This is a genomic window from Kluyvera sp., from assembly GCF_047971185.1.
In the GTDB taxonomy this organism is placed as follows: domain Bacteria; phylum Pseudomonadota; class Gammaproteobacteria; order Enterobacterales; family Enterobacteriaceae; genus Kluyvera.
On record NZ_JBKDZH010000012.1, the window covers coordinates 90,346 to 110,047 of the forward strand.

At 57.4% G+C, this 19,702-nt stretch carries 15 protein-coding genes, 1 pseudogene and 1 other annotated feature; of the genes and pseudogenes, 7 read left to right on the forward strand and 9 right to left on the reverse strand.

Annotated features, from left to right (window positions below; translation table 11 throughout):
- Window positions 1-8 precede the first annotated feature (8 nt).
- From ACK5JN_RS02175 to rnm, 5 genes are all read right to left on the reverse strand, one after another.
- Window positions 9-2,360 (reverse strand): beta-glucosidase, encoded by a 2,352-nt coding sequence (locus tag ACK5JN_RS02175; protein WP_416868643.1) that lies wholly within the window; start codon window positions 2,358-2,360, stop codon window positions 9-11.
- An 18-nt stretch (window positions 2,361-2,378) separates the two neighbouring features.
- Window positions 2,379-3,740, reverse strand: coding sequence for an MFS transporter (locus tag ACK5JN_RS02180; RefSeq protein ID WP_416868644.1), 1,362 nt, complete (start codon window positions 3,738-3,740; stop codon window positions 2,379-2,381).
- A 181-nt stretch (window positions 3,741-3,921) separates the two neighbouring features.
- Window positions 3,922-4,827, reverse strand: a complete 906-nt coding sequence (gene rluB / locus ACK5JN_RS02185) for a 23S rRNA pseudouridine(2605) synthase RluB (RefSeq protein WP_416868645.1) — start codon at window positions 4,825-4,827, stop codon at window positions 3,922-3,924.
- A gap of 222 nt (window positions 4,828-5,049) precedes the next feature.
- Window positions 5,050-5,670 carry an L-threonylcarbamoyladenylate synthase gene (locus ACK5JN_RS02190; protein WP_065357592.1) on the reverse strand — a complete coding sequence of 207 codons (621 nt, stop codon included), beginning with the start codon at window positions 5,668-5,670 and terminating at the stop codon, window positions 5,050-5,052.
- Complete coding sequence (gene rnm / locus ACK5JN_RS02195; RefSeq protein ID WP_416868646.1) at window positions 5,667-6,548, reverse strand: RNase RNM; 882 nt, start codon at window positions 6,546-6,548, stop codon at window positions 5,667-5,669. The genes ACK5JN_RS02190 and rnm overlap by 4 nt, the downstream gene beginning before the upstream one ends.
- Before the next feature lie 165 nt (window positions 6,549-6,713).
- Window positions 6,714-6,806: a sequence feature (Trp leader region), on the forward strand.
- Window positions 6,807-6,840: 34 nt separating this feature from the next.
- On the opposite strand from rnm, the gene ACK5JN_RS02200 reads away from it, so the two are divergent.
- From ACK5JN_RS02200 to ACK5JN_RS02225, 6 genes are all read left to right on the forward strand, one after another.
- Window positions 6,841-8,403: an anthranilate synthase component 1 gene (locus tag ACK5JN_RS02200; RefSeq protein WP_416868647.1), complete on the forward strand. Its 1,563-nt coding sequence runs from the start codon at window positions 6,841-6,843 to the stop codon at window positions 8,401-8,403.
- Window positions 8,403-9,998: a bifunctional anthranilate synthase glutamate amidotransferase component TrpG/anthranilate phosphoribosyltransferase TrpD gene (gene trpD / locus ACK5JN_RS02205; RefSeq protein WP_416868648.1), complete on the forward strand. Its 1,596-nt coding sequence runs from the start codon at window positions 8,403-8,405 to the stop codon at window positions 9,996-9,998. Before ACK5JN_RS02200 ends, trpD begins: the two co-directional genes overlap by 1 nt.
- 3 nt (window positions 9,999-10,001) lie before the next feature.
- Window positions 10,002-11,360, forward strand: a complete 1,359-nt coding sequence (gene trpCF, locus ACK5JN_RS02210; RefSeq protein WP_416868649.1) for a bifunctional indole-3-glycerol-phosphate synthase TrpC/phosphoribosylanthranilate isomerase TrpF — start codon at window positions 10,002-10,004, stop codon at window positions 11,358-11,360.
- Window positions 11,361-11,369: 9 nt separating this feature from the next.
- A complete protein-coding gene (gene trpB / locus ACK5JN_RS02215; RefSeq protein WP_416868650.1) occupies window positions 11,370-12,563 on the forward strand; it encodes a tryptophan synthase subunit beta in 1,194 nt (397 codons plus the stop codon).
- On the forward strand, window positions 12,563-13,372 hold the full coding sequence (trpA, locus tag ACK5JN_RS02220) for a tryptophan synthase subunit alpha (protein ID WP_416868651.1): 810 nt from the start codon (window positions 12,563-12,565) through the stop codon (window positions 13,370-13,372). Before trpB ends, trpA begins: the two co-directional genes overlap by 1 nt.
- Before the next feature lie 380 nt (window positions 13,373-13,752).
- Complete coding sequence (locus ACK5JN_RS02225) at window positions 13,753-14,385, forward strand: LysE family translocator (RefSeq protein WP_416868652.1); 633 nt, start codon at window positions 13,753-13,755, stop codon at window positions 14,383-14,385.
- Window positions 14,386-14,460: 75 nt separating this feature from the next.
- Here the strand turns inward: ACK5JN_RS02225 and ACK5JN_RS02230 are convergent, their stop codons facing one another.
- The 3 genes from ACK5JN_RS02230 to ACK5JN_RS02240 are packed head-to-tail and all read right to left on the reverse strand — an operon-like array spanning window position 14,461 to window position 18,136.
- Window positions 14,461-15,720, reverse strand: coding sequence for a glycerate kinase type-2 family protein (locus ACK5JN_RS02230; RefSeq protein WP_416868653.1), 1,260 nt, complete (start codon window positions 15,718-15,720; stop codon window positions 14,461-14,463).
- A gap of 2 nt (window positions 15,721-15,722) precedes the next feature.
- Entirely contained in the window at window positions 15,723-16,811 is a 1,089-nt protein-coding gene (locus tag ACK5JN_RS02235; protein WP_416868654.1) for a tartrate dehydrogenase, read from the reverse strand.
- Between the two features lie 14 nt (window positions 16,812-16,825).
- Complete coding sequence (locus ACK5JN_RS02240) at window positions 16,826-18,136, reverse strand: MFS transporter (RefSeq protein ID WP_416868655.1); 1,311 nt, start codon at window positions 18,134-18,136, stop codon at window positions 16,826-16,828.
- 128 nt (window positions 18,137-18,264) lie between these two features.
- On the opposite strand from ACK5JN_RS02240, the gene ACK5JN_RS02245 reads away from it, so the two are divergent.
- Window positions 18,265-19,173 (forward strand): LysR family transcriptional regulator, encoded by a 909-nt coding sequence (locus tag ACK5JN_RS02245; protein WP_416868656.1) that lies wholly within the window; start codon window positions 18,265-18,267, stop codon window positions 19,171-19,173.
- Between the two features lie 145 nt (window positions 19,174-19,318).
- On the opposite strand, the pseudogene ACK5JN_RS02250 reads toward ACK5JN_RS02245, so the two are convergent.
- Window positions 19,319-19,702: pseudogene (locus ACK5JN_RS02250) on the reverse strand (ETEC_3214 family protein); the annotation flags it as partial.

Genomic DNA, 19,702 nt, shown 5'->3' on the forward strand with positions numbered 1-19,702 from the left:
TTTTGCTGTTAGTGAGTTCCGGCCAGCACCGCATTGAGCTCGTCACGCTCAATATCCAGCGCCAGAAACTCGGTGAACGCAATCAGCAGGCCGCAGAACAGATCGGGCGCCAGGCGGATCAGCTTCTCCCGAACGTGCTCCGGCGGCAGCTGGCTTTTCCCGGCGATGAGCGCCACCACGCGGGCAAAGGCTTCCGGCTGCTGAATCAGCTGCTGCAGCGAGTTATCGTCGCGCAGCGGCACGTAGCGCGCGGGGCAATCAACGGTAAACATCGCCGTCAGCGGTAGGTCGCGGGATGACGCGCCGACGTGAAGCTGCCACTGCCCCGGCGTGATGACCCAATCGGCCAGCCCCGGATGATAGCAGGCCAGTTCGGCAATCGGCAGCTGCAGGCTAACGCGGCGGGTTTCACCGGCGGTCAGCGCCACCTTGGTAAAGCCTTTTAGCGCGCGAACTTCACGAATCAGCTCGCCCTGCGGCGCCGACACGTACAGCTGGGCGATCTCTTTCCCCTCACGCTCCCCCACGTTGCTCACATCAAAGGAGACGGTCAGCGTATCGTCTGCCCCCACCCGCGTCGTCGACAGCGCCAGATTAGCGTAGCTAAATTGCGTATAGCTTAAGCCAAAACCGAACGGGAAGAGCGGATTCAGGCCGCGTTTATCGTAGTAGCGGTAGCCGACAAACAGCCCTTCACCGTAGTGGTGACGCAGGTTTTCCCCCGGATAGTGCAGCCAGGCCGGCGTCTCTTCAAGCGTATTGGGCACGGTTACCGTCAGCTTGCCGCTCGGGTTACGCAGCCCGAACAGAATTTCCGCCACCGCGCGCCCCATGCCCTGCCCGGCAAAGAAGGTTTCGAGCAGCGCTTTACAGTCGCCCAGCCACGGCATCACCACCGCATCGCTGTTGGCCAGCACCACCACCACGTTCGGCTGTACTGCGGCCACCTCGCGGATCAGGCGCTCATGAACGGCCAGAATATTCAGGTCCTGGCGGTCGCCGTTTTCGCCGTCCTCACCCACGGCGGTACTGACAAAGATCACCGCCACGTCGGCCTCCTGCGCCACGGTTTTGGCCTGCGCTAGCGCTGCTTCATCGTCTTGCAGATCGTCCGGCGCGCCCACCGCCCAGCGTACGCTGAAGTCATCGCCGGCGAGGTCGAAAATTTCATCCAGCGGACGGTCGAGCAGGTACGGCACCGTGGTGGCGCAGCCGGACCCCTGAATCACCGGCTCCTGCGCCGGTTTACCCAGCACCGCGATTCGCGGCGTTTTCTCCGGGCACAGCGGCAGTAAATTGTTTTCATTTTTCAGCAGGACAATCGATTCTGCCGCTAGCTGCTGCGAAAGCGCATGATGCGCCGGGAAATCCGCCTGGGTATCCGGGCGACGGTGACGCTGCACTTTTTCCAGCAGCTCCAGCATGCGCAGGCACGCGCGGTCTACCACCGCCATCGGCACCTCGCCGCTTTCGATCGCCGCCAGCAGCGTCTGTTTATCGCGACGGGTTTCCGGCATCGCCAGATCGTTGCCCGCCAGCAGCGACGCGGGGCGATCCTTCACGCCGTACCAGTCGGACATCACCAGCCCCTGGTAGCCCCACTCGTCGCGCAGCACCTGGGTCAGCAGGAAGGGATCCTGCGAGGTCTGCACGCCGTTAAGGCGGTTATAGGAGGACATCACCGTCCACGGCTGCGACTTCGCAATGGCCCGCTGGAACCCCGCAAGATAGATTTCCCGCAGCGCGCGCTCTTCAATCACGGAGTCCATTTCCGTGCGGCGATACTCCGAGTTATTGGCGGCAAAGTGCTTCAGGCTGGCGCCGACGCCCTCATCCTGAAGGCCGTTAATCAGCGCTGCGGCGATATCCCCGCTGACCACCGGGTCTTCGGCATAGTATTCATAGCCGCGCCCGGCCAGCGGCGTGCGGCGAATGTTAATCCCCGGCCCCAGCAGGATGCCGACGCCCATATGCTGGCACTCGCGGCCCAGTGCCTGGCCCATTTGATAGACCAGATCGCTGTCCCAGCTACAGGCCAGGCTCGAACCGTTCGGGAAACAGGTGGCCGGCAGCGAGGCGCTGAACAGGGCTTCACTGCCCCCTTTCACCGTCGGCTCTTCGGCACTGGCCTGGTCAGCGGTTTGGGTGATGACCGAGATAAAGTCGTCCATGCTCCATTTTTCGCTGCCGTCGATCTGCGCGCTGCTGTAGCGCACGCCGTAGGTTCCGTCGGTCATCACAATATCGTCAATGCCGTGCTGCGGCAGGCTGGCCGTGCGCCACAGGCCGCTGCCGGTCAGCAGCGCCACTTTTTCTTCGGCGTTCATCGCGGCGATAAGGGTAGTAAAATCACGGTTCATAGCTCTGGCTCCCTGAGGTTAAAGCGCGCTCTGCTTGCGCAGGCTGATTTTGTGGACGATATCGCGGTAGGTTTTTTCATCGAGCGAGTAGCTGGCGACAAAAATGGCGCTGATCGCGAACATGGCGCCGGGGAATAGCGTCATCAGAATATTGATGCCGCTCAGCGCGCTGGCGCTGATACTGGCGGCATCGTAGTGGTAATAATCCAGCATCCATCCGGCGCAGCCGCCGCCGATTGCCATCGCTATTTTGGTGATAAAGTTGAAGAAACCGTATATTGCGCCTTCGGTGCGCACGCCGTGATGCCATTCCGCATATTCCACGGTATCGGCAATCATTGACCACATGGCGACAAATCCCATGCCCAGCGTAATACTGAACAGGCACACTCCGGTCATAATTAACCAGATATTATTGCCAGCCACAAAATACTGCATCAGCACGCCCAGCACGCCAATCAATAGCGCCACCAGGGCCATTTTCTTTTTCCCCATAATGGCGATGACTTTTTCCGAAACCACCGTCCCCAGAATATAAGCCGCCGACTGGATCATAAAGAACGACGAGGTAAAGCCTTCGTTGCCGATAATGTATTTAATAAAGTAGATAGCAATCGCCATCCATACGGTATAGGCAATATAAAAGAACACCGTAAACAGCGACAGGTTAATCAATGGCGCATTGCCGATAACCGCACGGAACATTTCCCGCAGGGTGGGCGCAGGCGTATCCTCTTCTTCACCCACCCGCTCTTTGGTCATGCCAAAACAGGCGAGGAATAAAAACGTCGCCAGCAGCGCAAAGCAGGAGACGGCGAAAACGTAGCCCATCTGTTTGTCATCAAACGGTGAGATCAGGATATCCGCAGTGGTCGACACGATCAGGTAGCCGACGATCGCCAGCACAAAGCGATAGACCGACAGCGAGGAGCGTGAGGCTTCATGTTGGGTTAAGCGGTTGGTCATCGCCGAATACGGCGTGTTAACCGCGGTGTAGGCCAGGCAATAAATGGTATAAGAGCACAGCGCGAACCAGAATTTCGCCTCGCCGCCCAGCGGCAGGAAGCACAGCACCGTCAGCAGCCCGAGCGGAATCGAACCGTATAATAGCCACGGACGAAGCTTACCGTAGCGGCTGTGGGTTTTATCAATGGCGAAGCCAATCAGAATATTAAAGATAGCATCCACTACCCGCGCAATAACGAAAATCAGGCTTGCCTGAACCGCGCTAATACCGAAGATATTGGTATAGAAGAATAATAAGAAGAGCGAAACAAAGCCGAAGGATAAATTAGAGGCGAAATCGCCAAAGCCATAGCCAATTTTTTCTTTAACGCCGATAACCACATAGCTTGCCGAGAGTTTTTTGTTTGTTTCCATTTCGGGCTACCTGTTTGAGTAATCTGTGGCGTCAGTATAGGGCGAGCGCTATTTTATCACTTTGCGTTCTTTGTCCGGGAAATTCCCGTTTTTTGTCTTTATACAGAAGTGTGAATGGAATCACAGGAGAGAATAGCTTCGGGGGGGGGAAAGCCCGGCGGCAGCGCCGCCGGAACAGAGATTATTTCCCTTTCGGGTTATTGCGCGTGCTGGAGCGGCGATTGCCGTTGTTATTGCTATTACCGGTGGTGGTATGGCGCTTAACGGCGCGACGAATCTGATTCGCCTTCATGCGGCGACGGTCTTTTTCCACCGCCACTTTTGATGAGGTTTCCGCCGGCAGCTCAACCAGCTCGCGCAGGTAGTTGGTCTGCGCCAGGTCCAGCTCGGTCCAGCCGCCGCGCGGCAGGCCTTTCGGCAGCGGAATATCGCCGTAGCGAACGCGGATCAGGCGGCTCACCTGCACGCCAACCGCTTCCCACAGACGACGAACTTCACGGTTACGGCCTTCGGTCAGGGTCACGTTGTACCACTGGTTGATGCCTTCGCCGCCGCTGAATTTGATGGTTTTGAACGCCGCCGGGCCATCTTCCAGCTGCACGCCGCGAGAAAGCTGACGCACTTTGTTGTCGTCCACTTCACCAAAGACGCGCACCGCGTACTCACGCTCAACTTCACGGCTTGGGTGCATCAAGCGGTTAGCCAGCTCACCGTCGGTGGTGAACAGCAGCAGACCGCAGGTGTTCACGTCCAGACGGCCCACGGCAATCCAGCGCGCGCCGCGCAGTTTCGGCAGACGGTCAAACACGGTCGGACGCCCTTCCGGGTCGTTACGGGTGCACAGTTCGCCTTCCGGTTTGTAATAGGCCAGAACGCGACAGATTTGTTCTACGGATTCTTTAACGGAGATCAGATGGCCGTCGATACGGATTTTGAGGCCCGGGATCACTTCAACGCGATCGCCCAGCTTGGCGATTTTACCGTCGACGCTGACGCGGCCCGCTTCAATAATCGTTTCAATTTCACGACGGGAGCCGTGGCCGGCGCGCGCCAGCACTTTTTGCAGTTTTTCGCTTTTATCGCTCATCGAGCTTCCTTCAGGTGTCGCCTTCACAGGCGTCTTAGAGACTTTATTAGCAGCGCAGGAAATACACACCGGGCTGCATAAGCAGGCAAGCAGCGACGTTTGAAAACAACGCGGGCTACCCGCCCAGAATGGTGACCGCACATACTACACGAATTTTAAGAAAAAAGGTCAGGAAGCGACAGAAAAACGCCCGGCATAGAGAATGCGCCGGGCGATGACCGATTACAGGAACGGTTTGACGTCGCCAACGCCTTCACGCAGCACCACCGGTGAATCCTCGGTCAGGTCGATAACCGTGGTCGGCTGCTGGCCGAGGTAGCCGCCGTGGATGATCAGATCCACCTGTTTCTCCAGACGGTCTTTAATCTCTTCCGGGTCGGACTCGGTAAATTCGCTGCCCGGCAGCATCAACGACGTGGAGAGCATCGGCTCGCCTAACGTTTCCAGCAGCGCCTGGGCAATCGGGTTGGACGGCACGCGCATACCGATCGTCTTACGCTTTTCCTGCAGCAGGCGGCGCGGTACCTCTTTGGTTCCTTTGAGGATAAAGGTGTAGTTGCCCGGCGTATTGTTTTTCATCAGACGAAACGCCACGTTGTCGACGTAGGAGTAGGTCGACAGCTCGGACAGGTCGCGGCACATCAGCGTAAAGTTGTGGCCGTCCGGCAGGTGACGGATGCGGCAGATACGCTCCATCGCGCCTTTATCTTCAATTTTGCAGCCCAGCGCGTAGCCGGAGTCGGTTGGGTAGACGATCACGCCGCCCTTACGCACAATCTCGACCGCCTGGTTAATCAGACGCGCCTGCGGGTTATCCGGATGGATATAAAAAAACTGACTCATGCTTCCCTCTCAATTGTATTCTGCGGCTGCTCCCAGCGCTGCCAGACTCCCTCGACGCCTGCGGGTAACCACAGTTTGCGGCCCAGCTCAATCCACGGGCAGGGCTGATGGAAATCCGACCCAAGGGACGCCAGTAAACCGTATTCGCGGGCATAGGTGGCAAGCTGAGCGCGCTCGTGCGGCGCCTGCTGGCACTGGGCAACTTCCATCGCGTCGCCGCCGTGTTCACTAAAGTGTGTCAGCAATCTTTTCAGCCACTTGGCGGACAGGTTATACCGCCCCGGGTGAGCAATAACCGCTACCCCACCCGAATGATGAATGACATCAATAGCTTCCTTTATTGTACACCACTGCGGCGGAACATAACCGGTTTTCCCACGCGCGAGATATTTTTTGAAGACGTCGCCAATATTACTGGCTTTGCCCTGCTCGACCAGGAAACGGGCAAAATGGCCGCGGGTGACCGCGCCGCCTTCGGCCATTTTCAGCGCCGCCTCCCAGGCACCGGGAATATGCGCCTTTTCCAGGCGTTCGGCGATCATCCTCCCGCGCTGCTGGCGTCGGTCGATCTGCGCGCTTAAAAAGGCGCTGAGCGCCGGGTTGGCGATATCGATATTCAGCCCGACGATATGAATTTCATGATTTTCCCACAGCGTGGAAATTTCCACGCCGGTAATCAGGGTCAGCGGCAGCCCGGCGCGGGCAATTTCCGCCTGCGCGCGAGGAATGCCGTCCACGGTATCGTGATCGGTGATAGCGAGCGTCCCCACCCGCATCTCCCCGGCGCGATGCACCAGTTCTTCCGGCGTCAGGCGGCCATCCGAGGCGATGGTGTGGCTGTGCAGATCGTAAATCACTGCGTAATTGGTGTCGCTCAAAACGGCTTCCTTAATGCTACTCAGAGTTGTTCGCGGCCTATCATAGCGGGATTGCGGGAAATTCTAAAATCAGGGGTTGACTTTGCCCCTTCGAACTAGTTAACTAGTACGCAAGTTCACTTAGTAAGGTATCTGAAAATGACACGTAAAATGATTGCTCTGCACGGCGGCTGGTGGCGTACTTCCCGATAGGGCGGAGTCATCACGTCTGCGTAACGCATACAGATACCCAGCCCGCCAATGAGCGGGCTTTTTATTAAGCAAAAATAATACAGAACAGGCGAGAACAACGATGCAAACACCAAAACCTATGCTCGAGCTTCTGACCAGTGACGCGATTTACCGTGAGAACCCGACCGCACTGTTCCACCAGCTGTGCGGCGCGCGCCCGGCGACGCTGCTGCTTGAATCAGCCGACATTGACAGTAAAAATGATTTAAAAAGCCTGCTGCTGGTCGATAGCGCGCTGCGCATCACCGCGCTGGGCGATACCGTGACGCTGCAGGCGCTTTCCGCCAACGGCGCGTCCCTGCTGCCGCTGCTCGACGCTGCGCTGCCGGCGGGCGTTGAAAATATCCATCAGCCGGATGGCCGTGTGCTGCGCTTCCCGGCGGTCAGCACGCTGCTGGATGAAGACGCTCGCCTGTGCTCACTGTCGGTGTTTGACGCCTTCCGCCTGCTGCAAGAGCTGGTTACCGTTCCGCAGGACGAGCGTGAAGCGATGTTCTTCGGCGGGCTGTTCGCCTACGACCTGGTCGCCGGGTTTGAAGATCTGCCGCAGCTTGAAAGCGACACCGCCTGCCCGGACTACTGCTTCTATCTGGCCGAAACGCTGCTGGTGATTGACCACCAGACCAAAAACACCCGTATTCAGGCGAGCCTGTTTACCCCGTCTGAAGCGGAAAAAGATCGTCTGCTGCAACGCATCGCGCAGGTTCGCCAGCAGCTTAACGAACCGCCGACGGCGCTGCCGGTGCACACCATTAAAGAGATGCGCTGCGAAACCAATCAAAGCGATGAAGAGTACGGCGACGTGGTGCGCAAAATGCAAAAAGCGATTCGCGCCGGGGAAATCTTCCAGGTGGTGCCGTCTCGTCGCTTCTCGCTGCCCTGCCCGTCGCCGCTGGCAGCGTATGATGTGCTGAAGAAGAGCAATCCCAGCCCGTACATGTTCTTTATGCAGGACAACGACTTCACCCTGTTCGGCGCCTCACCGGAAAGCTCGTTGAAGTACGATGCGACAAACCGCCAGATTGAAATCTACCCGATTGCCGGTACCCGCCCGCGTGGCCGCCGCGCCGACGGCTCGCTGGATCGCGATCTTGACAGCCGCATTGAGCTGGAAATGCGCACCGACCACAAAGAGCTGTCCGAACACCTGATGCTGGTTGACCTGGCGCGTAACGATCTGGCCCGCATTTGTACGCCGGGCAGCCGCTACGTGGCCGACCTGACCAAAGTCGATCGTTACTCCTTCGTGATGCACCTTGTCTCCCGCGTGGTGGGCGAGCTGCGTCAGGATCTCGACGTGCTGCACGCCTACCGTGCTTGCATGAATATGGGCACCCTCAGCGGCGCGCCGAAAGTGCGCGCCATGCAGCTGATTGCCGCCGCCGAAGGCAAGCGCCGCGGCAGCTACGGCGGCGCGGTGGGCTACTTCACCGCCCACGGCGACCTCGACACCTGCATCGTGATCCGCTCGGCGTTTGTCGAAAACGGCGTCGCTACCGTGCAGGCGGGCGCGGGCGTAGTGCTGGATTCCGTCCCGCAGTCTGAAGCCGATGAAACCCGTAATAAAGCGCGTGCGGTTCTGCGCGCCATCGCTACCGCCCATCATGCACAGGAGATTTTCTGATGGCTGACATTCTGCTGCTCGATAATATCGACTCTTTTACCTATAACCTGGCAGATCAGCTGCGCGCGAACGGGCACAACGTGGTGATTTACCGTAACCACGTTCCGGCACAAACTTTAATCGACCGTATCGGCACCATGGACAACCCGGTGCTGATGCTCTCTCCCGGCCCGGGCGCGCCGTCGGAAGCGGGCTGCATGCCGGAGCTGCTGACCCGTATGCGCGGCAAGCTGCCGATCATCGGCATCTGTCTCGGCCATCAGGCGATTGTGGAAGCCTACGGCGGTTACGTCGGCCAGGCCGGTGAAATTCTCCACGGCAAAGCCTCCAGCATTGAACACGACGGCCAGGCGATGTTCGACGGCCTGAGCAATCCGCTGCCGGTCGCCCGCTATCATTCGCTGGTCGGCAGCAATATTCCGGCGGGTTTAACCATCAACGCCCACTTTAACGGCATGGTGATGGCGGTCCGCCACGATGCGGATCGCGTCTGCGGCTTCCAGTTCCACCCGGAATCGATTCTCACCTCTCAGGGCGCGCGCCTGCTGGAGCAGACGCTGGCCTGGGCGCTACAGAAGCTGGAGCAGAGCAACACGCTGCAACCGATTCTGGAAAAACTGTATCAGGCGCAAACCCTGAGCCAGCAGGAAAGCCACGTGCTGTTCTCCGCCGTGGTGCGCGGTGAAGTGAAGCCGGAGCAGCTGGCCGCCGCGCTGGTGAGCATGAAAATTCGCGGCGAAAGCCCGAACGAAATTGCCGGCGCCGCTACCGCGCTGCTGGAAAACGCCGCGCCGTTCCCGCGTCCGGACTACCCGTTTGCCGATATCGTCGGCACCGGCGGCGACGGCAGCAACAGCATCAACATCTCTACCGCCAGCGCCTTTGTCGCCGCGGCGTGCGGGCTGAAAGTGGCCAAGCACGGCAACCGCAGCGTATCCAGTAAATCCGGCTCGTCGGATCTGCTGGCGGCGTTTGGCATCAATCTGGATATGAATGCCGACAAATCGCGTCAGGCGCTGGATGAACTGGGCGTGTGTTTCCTGTTCGCGCCGAAGTATCACACCGGTTTCCGCCACGCGATGCCGGTTCGCCAGCAGCTGAAAACCCGCACCCTGTTCAACGTGCTGGGGCCGCTGATTAACCCGGCACACCCGCCGCTGGCGCTGATTGGCGTGTACAGCCCGGAGCTGGTGCTGCCGATTGCCGAGACCCTGCGCGTGCTGGGCTATGAGCGGGCGGCGGTGGTCCACAGCGGAGGCATGGATGAAGTCTCGCTGCATGCGCCTACCGTGGTGGCTGAACTGCACAACGGCGAAATTAAGAGCTATCAGCTGACCGCCGACGACTTTGGCCTCACGCCTTACCATCAGGCCGAGCTGGCGGGCGGCACGCCGGAAGAAAACCGTGACATTCTGACGCGCTTGCTACAAGGTAAAGGTGAAGCTGCGCATGAGTCCGCCGTGGCGGTCAACGTCGCCATGTTGATGCGTCTTTACGGGCATGAAGACCTGAAGGCGAACGTCCAGAAAGTGCTGGACGTGCTGCACAGCGGCGCAGCCTACGACCGCGTAACCGCATTAGCGGCAAGAGGATAAAAAATGCAGACCGTATTAGCAAAAATCGTGGCCGATAAAGCGATTTGGGTAGAAGCCCGCAAACAACAACAACCGTTAGCCTCGTTCCAGAACGATGTGCAGCCAAGCCAGCGCAGCTTCTATGACGCGCTGCGCGGTACCCGCACCGCCTTCATCCTGGAGTGTAAAAAAGCCTCGCCGTCGAAAGGGGTGATCCGCGATGATTTCGACCCGGCGCGTATCGCCAACGTGTACAAACACTACGCCTCGGCTATTTCCGTTCTGACGGATGAAAAGTATTTTCAGGGCAGCTTCGACTTTCTGCCGATCGTCAGCCAGATCGCGCCGCAGCCGATTCTGTGCAAAGACTTTATCATCGATGCCTACCAGATCTATCTGGCGCGCTACCACCAGGCCGATGCCTGCCTGCTGATGCTGTCGGTGCTGGACGACGAGCAGTATCGCCAGCTCGCCGCCGTGGCGCACAGCCTGAACATGGGCGTGCTGACCGAGGTAAGCAACGAAGAAGAGCTGGAACGCGCCATCGCGCTGAAGGCCAAAGTGGTCGGCATCAACAACCGTGACCTGCGCGATCTCTCCATCGACCTCAACCGCACCCGCCAGCTGGCGCCGCGTCTGGGCCACGATGTAACGGTGATCAGCGAGTCCGGCATTAACACCAATGCCCAGGTGCGCGAGCTGGCGCACTTCGCTAACGGTTTCCTGATCGGCTCGGCGATGATGTCCCACGACGACCTCAACGCCGCGGTGCGTCGCGTGCTGCTGGGTGAAAATAAAGTCTGCGGGCTAACCCGCGCGCAGGATGCGCAGGCCGCCTATGAAGCAGGCGCAATCTACGGCGGCCTGATTTTCGTTCCCGCCTCGCCGCGCGCGGTCAGCGTGGAGCAGGCCCGTGAGGTGATGGCTGCCGCCCCGCTGAGCTACGTGGGCGTGTTCCGCAATACCCCGGTCGCCGACGTCGTTGAGCGTGCCAGCACATTATCCCTTCACGCGGTGCAGCTGCACGGCGATGAAGACCAGGCCTATATCGACGCTCTGCGCGCCGAGCTGCCCGCGGCGGTGCAAATCTGGAAAGCGCTGAGCGTGGTCGACACGCTGCCGCAACGTCATCTGCATCATGTCGACAGATACCTGTTCGACAACGGCCAGGGCGGCAGCGGCCAGCGTTTCGATTGGTCTCTGTTACAAGGTCAGGATCTCAGCAACGTGATGCTGGCCGGTGGTTTAAGCGCAGACAACTGCGTAGAGGCAGCCAAAAGCGGCTGCGTCGGGCTGGATTTCAATTCAGGTGTCGAGTCAAAACCGGGCGTGAAAGATGCCAGCAAACTGGCCTCGGTATTTCAGACGCTGCGCGCATATTAAGGAGCAATAATGAGTACTTTACTGAACCCCTACTTCGGCGAATTTGGCGGTATGTATGTTCCGCAGATTCTGATGCCCGCCCTGCGCCAGCTGGAAGAAGCGTTTGTGAACGCGCAGAAGGATCCCGAGTTTCAGGCCGAATTCACCGACCTGTTAAAAAACTACGCCGGTCGCCCGACAGCGCTGACCAAATGTCGCAACCTGACGGCGGGGACTAAGACCACGCTGTACCTCAAGCGTGAAGACCTGCTGCACGGCGGCGCGCACAAAACTAACCAGGTGCTGGGTCAGGCGCTGCTGGCGAAACGGATGGGCAAAACCGAAATCATCGCCGAAACCGGCGCCGGTCAGCACGGCGTGGCTTCGGCATTGGCGAGCGCCCTGCTCGGCCTGAAATGCCGCATCTACATGGGGGCCAAAGACGTTGAGCGCCAGTCGCCAAACGTGTTCCGTATGCGTCTGATGGGCGCGGAGGTGATCCCGGTGCACAGCGGCTCGGCAACGCTGAAAGATGCCTGTAACGAGGCGCTGCGCGACTGGTCTGGCAGCTATGACACCGCGCACTATATGCTCGGTACCGCTGCGGGCCCTCACCCGTTCCCGACCATCGTGCGTGAGTTCCAGCGCATGATCGGTGAAGAGACTAAAGTACAGGTGCGAGAGAAAGAAGGTCGTCTGCCGGACGCGGTGATTGCCTGCGTCGGCGGCGGTTCTAACGCCATCGGTATGTTCGCCGACTTTATCGACGAAACCAGCGTCGGCCTGATTGGCGTTGAGCCAGCCGGCCACGGTATCGAAACCGGCGAGCACGGCGCGCCGCTGAAGCATGGCCGCGTGGGCATCTACTTCGGTATGAAATCGCCGATGATGCAGACCGACGAAGGGCAGATTGAAGAGTCGTACTCCGTCTCCGCCGGGCTGGACTTCCCGTCCGTAGGGCCACAGCACGCCTACCTGAACAGCATCGGCCGCGCCGAGTACGTGTCGATTACCGATAACGAAGCGCTGGACGCGTTCAAAGAACTCAGCCGCCACGAAGGGATCATCCCGGCGCTGGAGTCGTCCCACGCCCTGGCTCACGCGCTGAAAATGATGCGCGAGAACCCGGAAAAAGAGCAGCTGCTGGTGGTTAACCTTTCCGGCCGCGGCGATAAAGACATCTTTACCGTACACGATATTCTGAAAGCGCGAGGGGAAATCTGATGGAACGCTATGACAACCTGTTTGCCCAACTGAAGGCCCGCAAGGAAGGCGCCTTTGTTCCCTTCGTGACCTTAGGTGACCCGAACCCGGAACAGTCGCTGAAAATTATTGATGCGCTGATTGCAGGCGGCGCCGATGCGCTGGAACTGGGGATCCCGTTCTCCGACCCGCTGGCCGACGGCCCGACCATCCAGAACGCCACCCTGCGCGCATTTGCCGCAGGCGTGACGCCAACCCAGTGTTTCGAAATGCTGGCGGCGATCCGTCAGAAGCATCCGACGATCCCAATCGGCCTGCTGATGTACGCGAACCTGGTGTTCAATCGCGGCATTGATGAGTTTTATGCAGAATGCGCTCGCGTCGGCGTGGATTCGGTACTGGTTGCCGACGTGCCGGTGGAGGAGTCCGCCCCGTTCCGCCAGGCGGCGATGCGCCACAACGTCGCGCCAATCTTCATCTGCCCGCCAAACGCCGACGATGAGCTGCTGCGTCAGATTGCCGAGCACGGCCGCGGCTACACCTACCTGCTCTCCCGCGCAGGCGTAACGGGCACCGAAACCCGTGCCGCTCTGCCGCTGCACCATCTGGTGGAGAAGCTGGCAGAGTACAACGCCGCACCGCCGCTGCAGGGCTTTGGTATCTCCGCGCCGGATCAGGTTGCAGCATCGATTGATGCCGGTGCCGCCGGGGCCATTTCCGGCTCAGCTATTGTGAAAATCATCGAACGCAACGTCGATAATCCGCAGGCGATGCTGGACGAGCTGAAGAGCTTTGTGCAGAGCATGAAGGCGGCGACCCGAACCGCATAACCCTTCAATACCGTATTGGCTCGGTGTGCCCCCTCTCCCCAATGGGGAGAGGGAACCGAATAGCGCTTCTTTTTTAATTTGGTCCACTCATCTCCCCTCGACGGCAAAAAAATCGCTTTCACACAAAAGATAGGGTTGATATCTTAAATGAGAAATATTATCTTTCTCATTACCGAATAGTTGAGCAAATCACTCAGGTATTCGGTACGACATTGCTCACATTGCTTCCAGTATTTTTGCCCGCATTCAATGCGGGCTTTTTTTTGCTTACCGCTCCGCCCCGGATGCACTACCAGAATTAACAGCCTGCGCACAAAGCCCTCGCCCAACAAAATGGGAAGCCGTAGTATAAGAAATCATCGCCTTGCCGGAGCCTTACCATGCCAGATTCCCACAACATACTCGCCTTCGCGCTCGTCTCACTCGGTATGGCGCTCACGCCTGGGCCTAATATGATCTACCTGATTTCCCGCTCCATCTCGCAGGGCCGCGCGGCGGGGCTGGTCTCTCTCGGCGGCGTAGCTTTAGGCTTCATCTTCTATATGGTCAGCGCCGCCTTCGGCTTAACCGCGCTGATGATGGCCGTCCCCTACGCCTATGATGCGCTGCGTATCGCAGGCGTTCTGTATCTATTGTGGATGGCCTGGCAGTCCGTGCGCCCTGGGGGCCGTTCGCCGTTTCAGCTCAAAGCGCTACCCAGACACAGCGCACGTAAGCTGTTTCTGATGGGGTTACTGACGAATTTGCTTAACCCGAAAATTGCTATTGTCTACCTGTCGCTGCTGCCGCAGTTTATCAACCCCGCGCACGGCAGCGTGCTAGCGCAGTCGCTGCTGCTCGGTATGACGCAGATTGTGATAAGCGTTTCTATTAACGCGCTGGTGGCGATTTCAGCCGGTACCATCGCCCTGTTTCTGGTGCGTCGTCCGTCGTTTGGCGTGATCCAACGCTGGCTAATGGGCGGCGTGCTGACCGGCCTGGCGGTGAAGATTGCGACCGAATCCCGCCGTTAAATCATTCTGCCTGGCCGAGCGATGCGACGCCGGGAATATCGCTCTCCCTGCCTGCAGGAGAGCGATATGGCTGCGTCAGATAATCATTATTGCCCGGATATCGTTGACGTTTGTTAACGTTGGGCCGGTTATGACCAGGTCATCGATCGCGTGAAAATAGCGATAACTGTCGTGTCCATCAAGATAACTCGCCACATCCAGGCCTGCCATTTTGCCGCGTGTTAACGTGTCCGGAAAGACCAGCGCACCGGCGGCATCTTCCGTTCCGTCGATGCCATCGCTATCCCCGGCGATTGCCCATATGCCGCTTTCACCCTGCAATGCACAAGCCAGACTGAGCGAAAATTCAGTATTACGCCCCCCTTTTCCGTGCTGACCCTTGTTTACCGTCACGGTGGTTTCGCCCCCCGACAGCAGTACCGCCGGGCCGGAAACCGGATGACCATACTGCTTCACGGATTTAGCAATCCCGGCCATAGCGATAGCCACTTCACGGCTTTCGCCTTCAATCGCATCGCCCAGAATAAGCGGCATCAGTCCGTGTCTGCGCACAGCCAACGCGGCAGCCTGCAAAGCCAGATGCGGCGTGGCAATGAGTTTGACTTCACTCTTCGCTGCGCTTTCAGCCGGGCCTGCCGGCTGGCTTAGCAGGTTATGAACAGGTTCCGGGGCCTGAATACCGTAACGCTGGAGAACCCGAAGCGCATCCAGCGGCGTGCTATCATCGGCGACCGTCGGGCCTGATGCCACATCTGCCGGGTTATCCCCCGGCACATCGCTGATAATCAGTGACACAATACGAGCCGGTTGCGCCATTCGTGCCAGCTTGCCGCCTTTCACCGCGGAGAGATGACGACGTACCAGATTCATCTCTTTGATGCTGGCACCGCTGTGCAGTAGCGCGCGGGTAATGACCTGCTTATCTTTCAGCGTTAATCCGGGTGCGGGCAGCGCCATCAGCGCCGACCCGCCACCTGAAATCAGCGCCAGCACCAGGTCATCAGAGGTCAATCCGCGCAGCGCTTCCACAATCAGCATGGCGGCAACTTCGCTCATTGAATCGGATACCGGATGCGCAGCCTCGATAATCCGGATGCGGCCAGCTGGCACTGCGTAACCGTAACGCGTGACCACCACGCCAGAAACATCCACATCCGGCCAGGCTGCATCCACAGCCGCAGCCATCGCCGCCGAGGCCTTACCGGCGCCGATCACCACGCAGCGGCCACGCGGTTTTTCCGGCAGGTTTGACAGGATTGCTGGTCCAGCCCGGGCGCTGTCGATAGCATGCTGGAAGATATCCTGCAGGATCGCTGCAGCCTGTTCATTTTTCATGGTTATACGGTCTCGGCGATAGTTGCTCTGGCTTCGATAAATTCCACTACCGCGCGGGTGACGTCCGCCGTACTGGCGGTTCCACCCACATCTGGCGTCAGAATGCCTTTCTCACAAACATATTCGATACTTTCCATAATCAGCGCCGCAGCGTGACGTTCACCCAGATGTTCCAGCATCTGTACCGCCGTCCAGAAGGTTGCTATCGGGTTAGCAATACCTTTACCGGTAATATCAAAAGCGGAACCATGGATAGGTTCGAACATGGAAGGGAAGCGTCGTTCCGGATCGATATTGGCGGTCGGCGCTACGCCGAGACTGCCCGCCAGCGCGCCGGCGAGATCGGAGAGAATATCGGCGTGCAGATTGGTGGCCACGATGGTATCCAGCGTCTGTGGATGCAGCGTCATGCGGTGCGTCATGGCATCGACCAGCATCTTGTCCCACTGTACGTCCGGGAATTCCTGCGCCACTTCGGCGGCAATCTCATCCCACATCACCATTCCATGGCGCTGGGCGTTGGATTTGGTCACCACGGTCAGCAGCTTGCGTGGACGAGACTGCGCCAGTCTGAAGGCATAGCGCATAATGCGCGTCACGCCGACGCGGGTGAAGATCGCCACCTCGGTGCCCACCTCTTCCGGTAAGCCCCGATGCGCGCGGCCGCCGTTGCCAGAGTATTCCCCCTCGGAGTTTTCACGCACAATGACCCAGTCAAGATCGCCCGGCCCGCGGTTGCGCAGCGGTGAGGTGACACCCGGCAGGATTTTAGTGGGACGCACGTTGGCGTACTGGTCAAAGCCCTGGCAAATGGGCAGGCGCAGGCCCCAGAGAGTGATGTGGTCAGGCACATCCGGCGCGCCCACTGCGCCAAAGTAAATAGCATCAAACTTTTTCAGCGTATTCAGCCCCTCTTCCGGCATCATCACACCGTGTTTTTTGTAATAGTCCGACCCCCAGTCAAAGGGCTGTACCTCAAAATTGAGCTGCGGGTCGTGGCGCGTCAGCGCATACAGCACTTCAACGCCTGCGGAAATGACTTCTGGACCGATACCGTCGGCAGGTATGGCGGCAATTTTGTAGTTACGCATTGTTATTTCTCCAGTTAATGGGTATGAGGATGAGGGAGTTCTGCCGTTTGCGGCTTGTCTGCCCTGGCAGAAAGAATCAGGACAATGAGGGCCGAGACAGCCAGCAGCCCGGCGACGAAGTACAGGCCCCAGGTGTAGCTACCTGTTTGCTGGCGGATCACGCCAATCATCATCGGGCCAACAAAGCCACCGAGGTTGCCAATGGAGTTAATCGTGGCAATACCCGCTGCCGCTGCCGGGCCGCTCAGGAACACGGTAGGCATACTCCAGAGAGGCGGTTTCGATGCGCTGATGCCTACGTTGACCAGCATCAGGGCGACGATCACGGTAAACAGTGTGCTGACGTTACCGGCGTAAATCAGACCGGCTGCCGCCAGCAGACAGGCGCTAATCACATGCCAGCTGCGCTCTCTGGTGCGGTCGGAATGCCGGGCCCACACGATCATGGCGATGACGCCGATGACCGCCGGGAAAGCGTTGAGGAAACCAATCTCCAGCGAGGTAGCACCAAAGCTGCGGATGATTTGTGGGGACCAGATGCCGAGTGTGTACAATCCGGCAGACGTACCAAAATAAACCAGCGCGAGAGCCAGTACCCGCTTATCCGCAAGCCCTTTCCATGCGCTGCTGTGGCCTTGTTTTGCAGCGCGAGCCTGTTCCTCGACCTGCATGGTGTTTTCCAGCCACGCACGCTCTTCGTCAGTCAGCCATTTGGCTTTGGCCGGGCGATCGGTGAGGAAGAACAGAACCACAACCCCAAGAGTCAGTGCAGGCACGGCTTCCAGCACAAACATCCACTGCCATCCCGCATAGCCGAGGAAACCATGCATCTCAAGCAGAGCGGCTGAAATAGGCGATCCCAACGCGGTCGAAAGCGGTGCTGCGGCCATAAATATGGCAGTGACCTGCGCACGTTTTGCGGCCGGAAACCAGTAGCTGAGATAGAGAATGATGCCAGGAAAGAAACCGGCTTCTGCTACACCGAGTAAAAAACGCAGGATGTAGAAGCTTGTTGTACCCTGAACAAAAGCCATGCATCCAGAGACCAGGCCCCAGGTAATCATCACGCGGGCTATCCAGATACGGGCACCGACTTTATGCAGAATTAGGTTTGACGGGACTTCAAACAAAAAGTAACCGATGAAGAAAATGCCGGCGCCCAGCCCGAAAACGGTGGGCGAAAAACCCAAATCCTCATTCATGGTCAGGGCGGCAAAACCAATGTTCACTCTATCGAGAAAAGCGATGAAATACAGCAGCATAATAAAAGGAATAATGCGCAGGGTAACCTTTCGCATAACCTTTTTTTCGAGGTCATTATTCATTTCGGGATGCTCCATTGTCGTGTAGGGTTGTTATCGTTTTGTAATAAACCCAGTATGGAGAGATGTGCGGTTTTATCATCAGCACAACTTTATACAAATAATTTATATAATCTGTTTCTGGTGAAAAAATGGATATAAATCAGCTACGTTGCTTTGTGGTATTAGGTGATGAACTTCACTTTGGCCGGGCGGCGCGTAAACTCGAAATGATGCCTGCATCACTCAGCCGTTTCATCAAGCTACTGGAGGAAGATCTGGGGATAAGGTTGCTGAATCGATCGACCCGGAACGTGTCACTGACACCAGAGGGTGCAGATTTTTTAAATGAGGCTAAGATCGTCATTGCCAGCTTCGATGCGTTGCGGCTGCATTTTCGAAAAAAGACACCCTTGCATAAAAGGACACTGCGGATTGGTTCGATTGACAGCGCAGCCAGAGGATTATTGCCTGAATTACTTAATCTTTTTATCCAGCAGTTTCCTGATGCGGATATCCATATTACGGAAGATAAATCTCACAATCTTATCCCGCGTCTCATTTCAGGATGGCTGGACGTGGTCTTTGTACGTCCGCCTGAACATGCTGACGCTACGCTGACCACGCGTTTTATCGCTAATGAAAACTGCATGCTCGCGGTTCCCGCTGACCACAGGCTGGTCAGTTATCGCGAAGTCAGTATCGATGATTTTCGTGATGAACCCGTTATCGTGCCGGAAAGACGTACCCGTCGTCACAGCCATGATCTGACAATGAATATTTTCAAAGAAGGAGGCAGCGTGCCCGTCATTGCGCAGTATGCCGAAGAGAAGCAGACCATCCTGAGTTTAGTCGCCGCCGGGCTGGGCATTGCCCTTGTGCCTGCCTCCTATAAAAATATGAATGCTGACGGCGTCAAGTACCTTCCTCTTTCGCCACAGCAACACGTTGAAGGGCTTCCACTGAGCGCGATGTGGCATCAAGGAAACACGAATATTTATGTGAGATCGCTGCTGGATATGCTTTCCAGCAATATCGAAGAACTGACCCGTAACTTGTGATGTATGTTTCTGGCACGAAATGGACGGTCGCAGCGTCTGTAGGCCCGCTTTGAGCGAGGAGCGGACCTCAGTGCTGGTTAGATTAACTAGTCTAATTGTGACTACCTAATTTGAAACGATATAAAAATGGTATGATACATGATCACTAATCTTTATCTGGAATATCTCTCGCATCGTAATAATCAATCCCAAGTCCAAAGCTTAAATCAAGCCCCTCAGGACCTCCGTGGATATCGCCAACCCCAAATGTATTTGGAGCATTATTATTTCTGAATTTTTCAAGATCATTTTTTATTTGGAGGCGATTTGTCGTCATTAGAGAGATCTGGAAGTGGATCTAACTCAAAATAATCAACTCCAGCAGGATTATAGGCAAGGTAAAAATTTCTATAGTTGCCAGGATTTCCTAAATAATGCCCTTCTTCATATTGATAGAACTTCGAAGAATAGCTCGACTGTAAATAATTAATATCACTTCCAAAATCTTTGAACTTATGTCCAAGAGTTTTTCTCAGATATGGTACTTCAG

Coding starts and splice junctions, on each gene's coding strand:
- trpA (WP_416868651.1), top strand. CDS start 12,563: ATGGAACGCTATGACAACCTGTTTGCCCAACTGAAGGCCCGCAAGGAA.
- trpCF (WP_416868649.1), top strand. CDS start 10,002: ATGCAGACCGTATTAGCAAAAATCGTGGCCGATAAAGCGATTTGGGTA.
- ACK5JN_RS02240 (WP_416868655.1), bottom strand. CDS start 18,136: ATGAATAATGACCTCGAAAAAAAGGTTATGCGAAAGGTTACCCTGCGC.
- ACK5JN_RS02175 (WP_416868643.1), bottom strand. CDS start 2,360: ATGAACCGTGATTTTACTACCCTTATCGCCGCGATGAACGCCGAAGAA.
- ACK5JN_RS02225 (WP_416868652.1), top strand. CDS start 13,753: ATGCCAGATTCCCACAACATACTCGCCTTCGCGCTCGTCTCACTCGGT.
- rluB (WP_416868645.1), bottom strand. CDS start 4,827: ATGAGCGATAAAAGCGAAAAACTGCAAAAAGTGCTGGCGCGCGCCGGC.
- ACK5JN_RS02190 (WP_065357592.1), bottom strand. CDS start 5,670: ATGAGTCAGTTTTTTTATATCCATCCGGATAACCCGCAGGCGCGTCTG.
- ACK5JN_RS02180 (WP_416868644.1), bottom strand. CDS start 3,740: ATGGAAACAAACAAAAAACTCTCGGCAAGCTATGTGGTTATCGGCGTT.
- ACK5JN_RS02245 (WP_416868656.1), top strand. CDS start 18,265: ATGGATATAAATCAGCTACGTTGCTTTGTGGTATTAGGTGATGAACTT.
- ACK5JN_RS02235 (WP_416868654.1), bottom strand. CDS start 16,811: ATGCGTAACTACAAAATTGCCGCCATACCTGCCGACGGTATCGGTCCA.
- trpB (WP_416868650.1), top strand. CDS start 11,370: ATGAGTACTTTACTGAACCCCTACTTCGGCGAATTTGGCGGTATGTAT.
- trpD (WP_416868648.1), top strand. CDS start 8,403: ATGGCTGACATTCTGCTGCTCGATAATATCGACTCTTTTACCTATAAC.
- ACK5JN_RS02230 (WP_416868653.1), bottom strand. CDS start 15,720: ATGAAAAATGAACAGGCTGCAGCGATCCTGCAGGATATCTTCCAGCAT.
- ACK5JN_RS02200 (WP_416868647.1), top strand. CDS start 6,841: ATGCAAACACCAAAACCTATGCTCGAGCTTCTGACCAGTGACGCGATT.